The organism is Prescottella defluvii (assembly GCF_000738775.1).
Taxonomy (GTDB): domain Bacteria; phylum Actinomycetota; class Actinomycetes; order Mycobacteriales; family Mycobacteriaceae; genus Prescottella; species Prescottella defluvii.
Map to the genome: position 1 here is coordinate 1 of NZ_JPOC01000089.1, position 9,876 is coordinate 9,876.

The window sequence follows — 9,876 nt, forward strand, 5'->3', positions numbered from 1 at the left end:
GTTGTGGCGGCGCTCATGATCGCCTGTATCGCCTCCCCGAGTTCGGCCTCGGTTTCTTCGAGGGTCGGGAGGGTGGGAAGGATCGCGGCTGCTTCCGCGATCTCCTCGTCGGTGTGGTTGTAGGGGTTGTCCATGATGTCTCCGCAGGCCGTGGTCAGCAGGGTGAGGGTGGCGATCGCTGCCAGTAGCGGCAGGGTTCGGCGGGTCATCGGCGCACCATCTGGTCGGGGAGGCCGGCCACGACTGCGGCCATGTTGTATCCGGACATGCGTAGCTCCTGGTTGTTGCCGAGTTGGGGGTATCCGCCGTGCGAGTAGACGCCTTCGCGGGTGACGCCATCGGGGCTGGTGCCAGCGTCGGTGGAGAGTTGTTCGAAGTTGGAGGTGCTGGGGTCGGGTCCGAATCGGTGCGTTTTCCCGACCTCGGCGACGAACCAGTCGTCGTCGGCTTCCATGACGTATGCGTGCCCTTCGGCGAGGCCGAGGTCGGATTCGTCGTCGGCGTTGATGCCGGGCGATCCGTAGAACACGGCGTCGTCGACGGGCTGACCCGGTCCCGGATCCTGGAGCGCGAGGCCGGTGGTCAGTGATCCGTAGGAGTGGCCGAGTGCGGTGATGTGCGGGTCCGGATGCTGTGATGCGACGTCGAGGCCGTCGTAGAAGCGGGCCAGGTCGTCCGCACCGGCGGTGGCACGGTCGGACTGCATCACGTCCGCGACACCACGGCCGCCGTCGACGAGCCCTGGGCCGGTGGTTTGCGGTGGTTCGTATCCCAACCACGCGATGCTCGCTACCGTCTCGTCGCGGCGACCGGCGCGTTGGAGTTGCTTCTCGGTTTCGGACTTCAATGCGTCCGCATCGGTGACCATGCTGTTGAAGGAGTCGTCGATGTTGGTGTTCAGTCCGGGGGTGGTGACGGAGATGTGGTCGGCGGTGTCGGGGTCGCCGACGGCGAACGCGGCCATGCCGCGTTCGCCGGACTGGAGGTCGAGCAGCATCAGGCGGCCGTCGGGGTTGTCCGCGCCGATGCCCTCGATCTCGTCGAGGTCGCGCAGTTTCTGCTCGGTGTACCAGAGCGCCGCGTCGTCGTTGGTGAACGTGCCGCCGAAGAAATTGTCGTCGAGGTTCGCCTGCAGTCGGTCGCGTTCGGCTTCGAGGCGGGAGCGTTCGTCGTCGAACCGGCTCACGTTCGCCTCGTGACGGACGGAGGAGGGGATCCCGTCGCGGTTGCCGACCCAGTCCGGGTGTTCCTCGATGATCCGGCGTCGCTGGTCCTCGGTGAGCGAGTCCCAGTACTTCTTGTTGTCGGCTGCGGTGGCACCGGGTATCGGCTCGGGGAGCCCATCGGTTCCGAGGTTCCCCGCTCGGGCCGCACCGGTGTCGCCGAGTTGGGAGGTTGCGGCGTCCAGGGCGGCGCCGGCGCGGGCGTCGAGTTCGCCGACCGTCGCGAGAGCGGGCATGAGCCGGGCCTCGAGCACGGCCGCCTGTTCGCCCAGTTGTGCCTGAATCAGCAGGTCGGCGACCGGGTTACCGCTGACGAACGGTGGGGCGCCGACCCGACCGTCGTCGGCGACCGCGAAGCCGGAGGCGATCGCCTCGTCGGCGATCGCGAGGGCGGTGAGCCGGGCGGGACCGATCGAGGCCGCGGCGTTCGTCAACGCGTCGGCCTGAGCGGTGACCGCTGTCGTGATGCGGCCGGCCGTGTCCTGCTCTGTCGCCGAGCGTGATCCGGCCGCCTCCGCGGCGGTGCCCTGCCAACTCGACATGGCGGTGTCGACATGCGATCCGGCCGCCCGCATCGCGTCACCGAAGGCACGGTTCGCGGCGGCGACCGCGGTGCCGGCAGCGGCGAGCAGGTCCGGCTGCCAGGCGCGGAGCTGTGAGAGCCCGACCATCTAGAGGCTCTCGAGAGTGAGGCGGAAGGCGTGGTCGGCGTCGTCGTAGACGCGGGCGTTCGTCTCCGCGTTCGCGGACATGTCGCGCAGTCGCTCGGCGATGTCGCGGTAGGACTGGAGCAGCGGGCGCCCGGCGCGGGCCGCTGCCGCACCGACCGACGATCCCGGCATCGCGGCGGTGGCGGCGTCGATCGCACCGGACGGGTCGATACCCGCGATCCGATCGGCCTCGCCGGTCAACGACACAGCCAGCGAACGCAAGGCCTCGGTATCGACACCCAGCTGATCTCCCAATGCGCCCCCCAAGTCCACCTGCGCCGCGCGCGGTACCGAGCATGGCTGCTCGGGGCGCACAGCGGAGCCCTGTGTGGTTCGACGCAGCCCAGCCGTGAACGGTTCCATCACGATCACCGCAGGTTGGTGATACCCGCTCGGTCATGGCCGACGGGGAAGTACGGGCACCTGTGGCCTGACGCAGACGAGTCCACCCGCAGTGCGATCACTGCTGTGATCACGGCGCGGATGGACTCGTCTCGGGTTGCTGCGTACCGACCGCGTACAGAAGGGGCTATCAAGCCGCTTCAGTGCAGGTCAGAGTGCTGCTCGACTCAGCAGTCGTAGTACAGCGAGAACTCGTACGGGTGCGGTCGCAGGTTGACCGGGGCGATCTCCTGCTCGCGCTTGATCGCGATCCAGGTCTCGATCAGGTCCGACGTGAACACGCCACCCTCGGTGAGGTAGTCGTGATCCGCCTCGAGGCGGTCGATGACGGCCGACAGGCTGGTGGGGGCCTGCGGGATGTTGCGGGCCTCCTCCGGCGGGAGCTCGTAGAGGTCCTTGTCGACCGGAGCCATCGGCTCGATCTTGTTCTTGATGCCGTCCAGGCCGGCCATCATCTGCGCGGCGAAGTTCAGGTACGGGTTGCCCGAGGAGTCCGGTGCGCGGAACTCGATGCGCTTGGCCTTCGGGTTGTTGCCCGTGATCGGGATGCGGACCGCGGCGGAGCGGTTGCGCTGGCTGTACACCAGGTTGATGGGGGCCTCGTAGCCCGGCACCAGACGGTGGTACGAGTTGATCGTCGGGTTCGTGAACGCCAGCAGCGACGGCGCGTGGTGCAGGATGCCGCCGATGTACCAGCGAGCGAGATCCGACAGACCGGCGTAGCCCGCCTCGTCGTGGAACAGCGGCTTGCCGTCCTTCCACAGCGACTGGTGCACGTGCATGCCCGAGCCGTTGTCGCCGAACAGCGGCTTCGGCATGAAGGTGGCCGACTTGCCGTACTGCCAGCAGGTGTTCTTCACGATGTACTTGAACAGCTGCAGGTCGTCGGCAGCGGCAAGCAGCGTGTTGAACTTGTAGTTGATCTCCTGCTGGCCGCCGGTGCCCACCTCGTGGTGACCGCGCTCGAGCTCGAAGCCCGCGTTGGTGAGGTTCGTGGAGATCGCGTCACGCAGGTCGACGTAGTGGTCGTACGGTGCGACGGGGAAGTAGCCGCCCTTGGCGCGGACCTTGTAGCCGAGGTTGGGGGAGCCGTCGGCGTTGACGTCGTTGCCGGTGTTCCAGGCGCCGGAGACCGAGTCCAGCTCGTAGAACGCGCCGTTCATCTGCGAGTCGTAGCGGACCGAGTCGAAGATGTAGAACTCGGCCTCGGCACCGAAGAACGCGGTGTCGGCGATGCCGGTCGACTTCAGGTACTCCTCCGCCTTGCGTGCGACGTTGCGGGGATCGCGGCTGTAGGCCTCACGGGTGAACGGATCGTGGACGAAGAAGTCCATGTTCAGCGTGCGCGCCTTGCGGAAGGGGTCGATCCGCGCGGTGGAGACGTCGGGGAGCAGCATCATGTCGGACTCGTGGATCGACTGGAAGCCGCGGACCGAGGAACCGTCGAACGCGAGGCCGTCCTCGAACACGTCCTGGTTGAACGCGGAGGCCGGGATCGAGAAGTGCTGCTGGACGCCCGGCAGATCGCTGAACCGGATGTCGACGTATTCGATGTCCTGTTCGGCGATGTACTTGATGACCTCATCGGCCGTGGTGAACGCCACGTTGGTGCTCCTTAAGTCGGTTACCTGCCGGTCGGGTTGCGGCGGCTTCGTCGAGGCAAGACGGTAGAGAGCCGGTGTTGCCCGTTAATCAAGCCTATGTTTCGCCAGTGTTACACGTCGGGATTCGACGCCCGGCACGCAGTGAATGTGACCGGATACACCGTCGCGGGTGTGACGAGCAGCACCGACGCGACGACGTCACGGCGGCCGGCGCACCCGGACGCCTATCCTGGACGGCATGGCACGTATGACCGGCTCCTGGCTCTCCGGACCTTCCGCGGCTCTCCCCAAGGATCAGACGGAGGCGCAGGCTTACCGTGGCGAACTGCTGGGATTGCCGGCGGACGGCCCCGGTGCCCTGACCTCGACCGGACGTCGTGTCGCGGCGCTGGCCATCGACTGGTTCACCTCGGCCGGTGTCGTCATGCTCCTGATCGGTGAGGCGCCCCTCGAGAACTCCCTCGTCGGCACCTACACGCTGATGCTGTGGTTCGCCGTCGGCGTCGTGTGCGTCTCGCTGTTCTCGTTCACCCCGGGCCAGTACATGATGGGGCTGCAGGTGGCCCGCGTCGACGCCCCGGTGCGCGTCGGCTTCCTCCGGGCCCTGTCCCGGCAGGCGCTCATCGTGTTCATCGCACCCGCCGTCATCACCGACGTCGACGGCCGCGGCATGCACGACCGCGCTACGGGCACCGCGCTCGTCCGTACCCGCTGAGCGTTTCCTCCTGAAGGCTGAAGGGACCCTTTGTGCGCTGTGAGCGCACAAAGGGTCCCTTCAGCTTCTTAAGCCGGAAGAAGGTCAGCGACGACGAATGGTGCGCTGCATGCCCTTCATCTTCGCGCCGGGAGGCAGCGGGCCCTTGGGGAGCGCGGAACCGCTGCGGCTGCCGAGGGCGGCGAGGCGGGACTCGATGGAGTCCATCCGCTTGGTGTCGATGTTGCGGGGCAGCTTGCTCAGGTGCTTGGCCAGCTGGGACAGCGGAATCTGGCCCTCGTCGTTGCCGACGACGAAGTCGTAGATCGGGGTGTCGCCGACCAGGCGCGCGGTCTTCTTCTTCTCCTGCGCGAGCAGGCCCTTGACGCGCTGCGGCGAACCCTCGGCGACGAGGATGACGCCCGGGCGGCCGATCACCCGGTGGACGGCGTCGAGCTGGGTGGTGCCGACGACGGCGTTGGTGACACGCCACGAACCCTGCATGTTCTCGAGCGCCCATGCGGCGGCGCCGGCCTGGCCCTCGGCCTTGCCGTAGACGGTCTTCTGGACCCGCTTGCCGAAGATGATGAAGCCGAGCAGGACACCGGTGAGGATGCCGATCGGCAGCAGGAACCACTGGATCCCGAAGATGAGGCCGATCAGGAAGAACACGAGGGCGCTGAGCACCAGCGTGCCGATCAGCAGCGGCAGCAGCAGCTTGTCTTCCTTGCGCTGCATCTGGAACGCCTGCCAGAGCTGAGTCCGACGTTCCTTGGACGCCTGCTTGCGGGCTGCCTTCGCCGCAGCCTTCGCTTCCTTGCTTGGTTTGCCCGCTTTTCCGGACTTACTGCCGTTCGCCATACCTCACAGGATACGACCCTCACCGCGCCGGTCTACGCGCGCGGTGAGGGGGCGGGGCGCGTCAGGCGCGGGTGGCGAGACGTTCGAGTAGCGAGCTGGCCTCCTGCGAGGCGCTTCCGGCTTCCGCGAGATGGGCCTGGCCCTCGGGGAGGGCGCGACCGTGGTGCGCCATCGCCTGCGCGTACAGCCGGCCGGCGCGGTACGACGAGCGGACCAGCGGTCCGGCCATGACGCCGGCGAAGCCGATCTCCTGAGCCGCCTCGGAGTGCTCGACGAACTCCTCCGGCTTGACCCAGCGCTCCACAGGATGATGCAGCGGCGACGGGCGCAGGTACTGCGTGATCGTGATGATGTCGCAGCCGGCCTCGTGCAGATCGACCATGGCCTGCTGCACCTCCTCGGGGGTCTCGCCCATGCCGAGGATCAGGTTGGACTTGGTGACCAGTCCGAAGTCGCGGGCCGCGGTGAGGACCTCCAGCGAGCGCTCGTAGCGGAACGCCGGGCGGATCCGCTTGAAGATCCGCGGCACCGTCTCCAGGTTGTGCGCGAGCACCTCCGGGCGGGATTCGAACACCTCGGCCAGCAGATCCGGCTTGCCGTTGAAGTCGGGGACCAGATTCTCGACCCCCGTGCCCGGGTTGAGGGCGTGGATCTGGCGGACCGTCTCCGCGTACAGCCACGCACCGCCGTCGGGCAGGTCGTCGCGGGCGACACCGGTGATCGTCGAGTACCGCAGACCCATCGAGCGGACGCTCTCGGCGACACGGCGCGGCTCGTCACGGTCGAGCGCGGTGGGCTTGCCGGTGTCGATCTGACAGAAATCGCAACGGCGCGTGCACTGTTCACCGCCGATGAGGAACGTGGCCTCACGGTCTTCCCAGCACTCGTAGATGTTGGGGCAGCCCGCTTCCTCGCACACCGTGTGCAGGCCTTCGTTTTTCACCAGGCCCTTGAGCTCGGTGTACTCGGGGCCCATCTTCGCGCGGGTCCGGATCCAATTGGGCTTGCGTTCGATCGGAGTTTCCGCATTTCGGGTCTCGATGCGGAGCAGCTTCCGTCCTTCTGGGGCGACAGTCACGTGCACGATGGTACGCCTGACCGATCCGTCGCTCGGGGCTGGGCGGGGCTGCTCAGCCGAACCGGACGGTAGTGAACTCGGGCGTCTGCAGTGCGGACTCGAAGGTCACCCGCTCGATGTCGTGGACCGCGACCGGAAGCTCGCCGTCGAGGGCCGCCATGACCGCAACCGTCACCTCGGGGGTGACGTCGTCGACGGTCACGTCGCGACCCAACTCGCGGGACAACGACGTGACTCCGGCGTCGGTGATGCCGCACGGCACGATGTTGTCGAAGCCGTCCAGAGCGGAATTGCAGTTCAGTGCGAAGCCGTGCATCGCCACACCGCGCTGCACCCGGACACCGATCGCGGCGATCTTGCGCTCGGGCAGCCAGTTGCCGTCGATCAGGGAGGCGGGAAGCCACACACCGGAACGCCCCTCGACGCGCCCGCACGTGATTCCCAGATCGGTGCACACCGTGATGAGGGCCTGCTCGATCCGGCGCACGTAGCTGACGACGTCGACCGGTTCGGCGAGCTTGACGATCGGATAGCCGACCAACTGGCCGGGCCCGTGCCAGGTGATCTTGCCGCCGCGGTCGACGTCGATCACCGGTGTCCCGTCGGCGGGCCGGTCCTCGGGTGCGGTACGACGGCCGGCGGTGTAGACGGCGGGATGCTCGAGGAGCAACAAGGTGTCGGGGCCGACATCGTCGGCACGGGTCGTGGCGAGATCGCGCTGCCGATCCCACGCCGCCATGTAGTCGATGCTTCCGAGATGTTCGACGGCCATCGGCTGTGTGCTGAATCGGGCCGATGCGGTGGCACTGCTCATGGACCCAGAGATTACGCCTGACGCCGTGTTCCACCGAACCGTGCGGTCCGGCCGGGACGGGTCAGCGTCCGCACGCGTACGCGAGTGCCTCGTCGATCGTGCCGTGCCGGAACGTGAATCCGGCGTCGTCGAGGGCCGTCGGGACGGCGCGCTGCCCGGACAGCACCGCCTCCCGCGCGAACTCACCGATCAGCGCGGAGACGGCGAACCCGGGCACCACCCACGGCGCGGGACGGTGCAGGGCCGCGCCCATCGCGGCGTTGAAGCGCCTGTTGGTGACCGGTTCCGGCGCGGACAGATTGACCGGGCCGTCGATACCGTCGTGGCCGATCACGAACTCGATCGCCGCGATCTGGTCGGCCAGAGAAATCCACGACATGTACTGGCGGCCACTGCCGAGCCGGCCACCCAGACCGAGCGAATACAGCGGCCGTAGCTTTCCCAGCATGCCGCCGGTCGGTGCCAGCACGGTCGCGGTGCGCAGCGCGACCGTCCGCACACCGGCGTCGCGGGCCGGGGCGGTGGCGGCCTCCCAGTCCCGGCACACCTGTGCAAGGAATCCGCCGCCCGACGGCGCACTCTCGTCGACGACCCGGTCGCCGGTATCGCCGTAGTAGCCGACCGCACTGCCGTTGACGAGAACGGGCACTGCCGTGTCGGCGACCGCGCGGGCGAGGACGTCCGTCGTGGTGAGCCGGCTGTCCCGGATGGCCTGCTTGTAGGCGCCGGACCAGCGCTTGTCCCCGATCCCCGCCCCGCACAGGTTGACGACGGCGTCGGCGCCGCGCAGGGCCTCCGGGTCGACGACACCGCGCTGCGGATCCCACTCGCGCTCGTCGGCCGTCGCCGGACGCCGCCGCACCAACCGCGTCACGTCGTGGTCTCCGGCGCGCAGCGACGCGACCAGCGCCCGCCCGATCATGCCGGACGACCCGGCGACAACGATTCGCATCGCATTTCTCCTTCGACGGTGACGGCTGAACGCCGAGGGGCACCATTCCTCGCGGAAATGGTGCCCCTGGCTACGACGGGTGTCGCGATCGAGATCCGGTGGACCTTACAGGCCCAGATCGGCCTCGAACGACGCCTCTTCGAGACGCTGCTTGATGGTGGTCAGGAAGCGACCCGCATCCGCGCCGTCGACGAGACGGTGATCGTAGGTGAGCGGCAGGTAGCACATCGAGCGGACGCCGATGGACTCGTTGCCGTTCTCGTCCTGGACCACGACCGGGCGCTTGACGATCGCGCCGGTGCCCAGCATCGCCGCCTGCGGCGGAACCAGGATCGGGGTGTCGAACAGGGCGCCCTGGCTGCCGATGTTGGTGATGGTGAAGGTGCCACCGGACAGCTCGTCCGGCTTGAGGCCACCGCTGCGGGCACGCTTGGCGATGTCCGCGATCGCGCGGGCCAGGCCGGCCAGCGACAGGTCGCCGGCGTTGTGGATCACGGGGGAGAGCAGGCCCTGCTCGGTGTCGACCGCGATGCCCAGGTGCTCGGCGGCGTGGTAGGTGATCTCCTTGGCGCCCTCGTTGTAGCTCGCGTTCACGTTGGGGTGAACCTTGAGCGCCTCGACGACGGCCTTCGCGAAGAACGGCAGGAACGTCAGGTTGACGCCCTCACGCTCGGCGAAGTCGGCCTTGGCCTGTGCCCGCAGCGCGGCGATCCGGGTGACATCGACCTCGAAGGTCTGCGTCAGCTGTGCCGTGGTCTGCAGCGACTCGCGGGTCTTGACTGCCGTGATCTGACGGATCCGGTTGACCTTCTGCGTGGTGCCACGCAGGTGTGCGAGTTCCGGACGCACGCCGGCGGTAGCGGCGGCGGCCGGGGCGGCAGCGGCAGCGGCGGGGGCCGGTGCGGCGGCAGCCGGTGCCTTCGCGGCCTCGGCGGCGGCGAGGACGTCCTGCTTGCGGATGCGTCCACCGACACCGGTGCCGGTGACCTTGGACAGGTCGACGTTGTTGTCGGCCGCGAGCTTGCGGACCAGCGGCGTCACGTACGGCGCGTCACCCGACGGTGCGGCCGGAGCCGGAGCTGCGGGAGCAGCCGGAGCCGGAGCCTGTGCCGCGGGAGCAGCCGGAGCCTGTGCCGCGGGAGCAGCCGGAGCCGGTGCAGGTGCGGCGGGGGCCGGGGCGGGGGCTGCCGGTGCGGCCGGGGCCGGGGCCGGAGCCGGAGCCGCCGGTGCGGCGGCCGCGGGTGCGCCCGAACCGATGACGGCGAGCTGACCGCCGATGTCGACGGTGTCGTCTTCCTGAGCGTTGATCTCGAGGAGGATGCCGGCGACGGGGGACGGGATCTCGGTGTCGACCTTGTCGGTGGAGACCTCGAGGAGCGGCTCGTCCACGGCGACCTCGTCACCGATGGCCTTGAGCCAGCGGGTGACGGTGCCCTCGGTGACGGACTCGCCCAGCTCCGGCATGGTGACCGGCGTGCCGGACGCGGCACCGGCAGCCGGTGCTGCAGCGGCGGGCGCTGCCGGTGCCGGTGCGGGAG

General features: G+C 68.6%; 9 protein-coding genes and 1 pseudogene. 1 reads left to right on the forward strand and 9 read right to left on the reverse strand.

Annotation, left to right across the window (positions count from 1 at the left end):
* From IJ15_RS0123480 to glnA, 4 genes and pseudogenes are all read right to left on the reverse strand, one after another.
* Window positions 1–209, reverse strand: a pseudogene (locus IJ15_RS0123480) (hypothetical protein); the annotation flags it as partial.
* On the reverse strand, window positions 206–1,894 hold the full coding sequence (locus IJ15_RS0123485) for an alpha/beta hydrolase (RefSeq protein ID WP_051919570.1): 1,689 nt from the start codon (window positions 1,892–1,894) through the stop codon (window positions 206–208). The pseudogene IJ15_RS0123480 and the gene IJ15_RS0123485, both read right to left, overlap by 4 nt.
* On the reverse strand, window positions 1,895–2,188 hold the full coding sequence (locus tag IJ15_RS25755; RefSeq protein ID WP_197059902.1) for a type VII secretion target: 294 nt from the start codon (window positions 2,186–2,188) through the stop codon (window positions 1,895–1,897).
* A gap of 314 nt (window positions 2,189–2,502) precedes the next feature.
* Window positions 2,503–3,939, reverse strand: coding sequence for a type I glutamate--ammonia ligase (gene glnA / locus IJ15_RS0123495; RefSeq protein ID WP_031940765.1), 1,437 nt, complete (start codon window positions 3,937–3,939; stop codon window positions 2,503–2,505).
* A gap of 238 nt (window positions 3,940–4,177) precedes the next feature.
* On the opposite strand from glnA, the gene IJ15_RS0123500 reads away from it, so the two are divergent.
* Window positions 4,178–4,654, forward strand: a complete 477-nt coding sequence (locus IJ15_RS0123500) for an RDD family protein (protein WP_031940766.1) — start codon at window positions 4,178–4,180, stop codon at window positions 4,652–4,654.
* Between the two features lie 84 nt (window positions 4,655–4,738).
* Here the strand turns inward: IJ15_RS0123500 and IJ15_RS0123505 are convergent, their stop codons facing one another.
* The 5 genes from IJ15_RS0123505 to sucB form a co-directional block, all read right to left on the reverse strand.
* Complete coding sequence (locus tag IJ15_RS0123505; RefSeq protein WP_031940767.1) at window positions 4,739–5,494, reverse strand: DUF4191 domain-containing protein; 756 nt, start codon at window positions 5,492–5,494, stop codon at window positions 4,739–4,741.
* A 61-nt stretch (window positions 5,495–5,555) separates the two neighbouring features.
* Window positions 5,556–6,572 carry a lipoyl synthase gene (lipA, locus tag IJ15_RS0123510; protein WP_031940768.1) on the reverse strand — a complete coding sequence of 339 codons (1,017 nt, stop codon included), beginning with the start codon at window positions 6,570–6,572 and terminating at the stop codon, window positions 5,556–5,558.
* Between the two features lie 52 nt (window positions 6,573–6,624).
* On the reverse strand, window positions 6,625–7,386 hold the full coding sequence (gene lipB / locus IJ15_RS0123515; protein ID WP_031940769.1) for a lipoyl(octanoyl) transferase LipB: 762 nt from the start codon (window positions 7,384–7,386) through the stop codon (window positions 6,625–6,627).
* Window positions 7,387–7,447: 61 nt separating this feature from the next.
* On the reverse strand, window positions 7,448–8,338 hold the full coding sequence (locus IJ15_RS0123520) for a TIGR01777 family oxidoreductase (protein WP_031940770.1): 891 nt from the start codon (window positions 8,336–8,338) through the stop codon (window positions 7,448–7,450).
* A 105-nt stretch (window positions 8,339–8,443) separates the two neighbouring features.
* The coding region (gene sucB / locus IJ15_RS0123525) for a 2-oxoglutarate dehydrogenase, E2 component, dihydrolipoamide succinyltransferase (protein ID WP_031940771.1) at window positions 8,444–9,876 on the reverse strand (1,433 nt) is incomplete at its 5' end.

Bases quoted from the DNA above. Each gene is read 5' to 3' on its own strand.
- IJ15_RS0123485 (WP_051919570.1), bottom strand. From the start codon at position 1,894: ATGGTCGGGCTCTCACAGCTCCGCGCCTGGCAGCCGGACCTGCTCGCC.
- IJ15_RS0123500 (WP_031940766.1), top strand. From the start codon at position 4,178: ATGGCACGTATGACCGGCTCCTGGCTCTCCGGACCTTCCGCGGCTCTC.
- IJ15_RS0123505 (WP_031940767.1), bottom strand. From the start codon at position 5,494: ATGGCGAACGGCAGTAAGTCCGGAAAAGCGGGCAAACCAAGCAAGGAA.
- lipB (WP_031940769.1), bottom strand. From the start codon at position 7,386: ATGAGCAGTGCCACCGCATCGGCCCGATTCAGCACACAGCCGATGGCC.
- IJ15_RS0123520 (WP_031940770.1), bottom strand. From the start codon at position 8,338: ATGCGAATCGTTGTCGCCGGGTCGTCCGGCATGATCGGGCGGGCGCTG.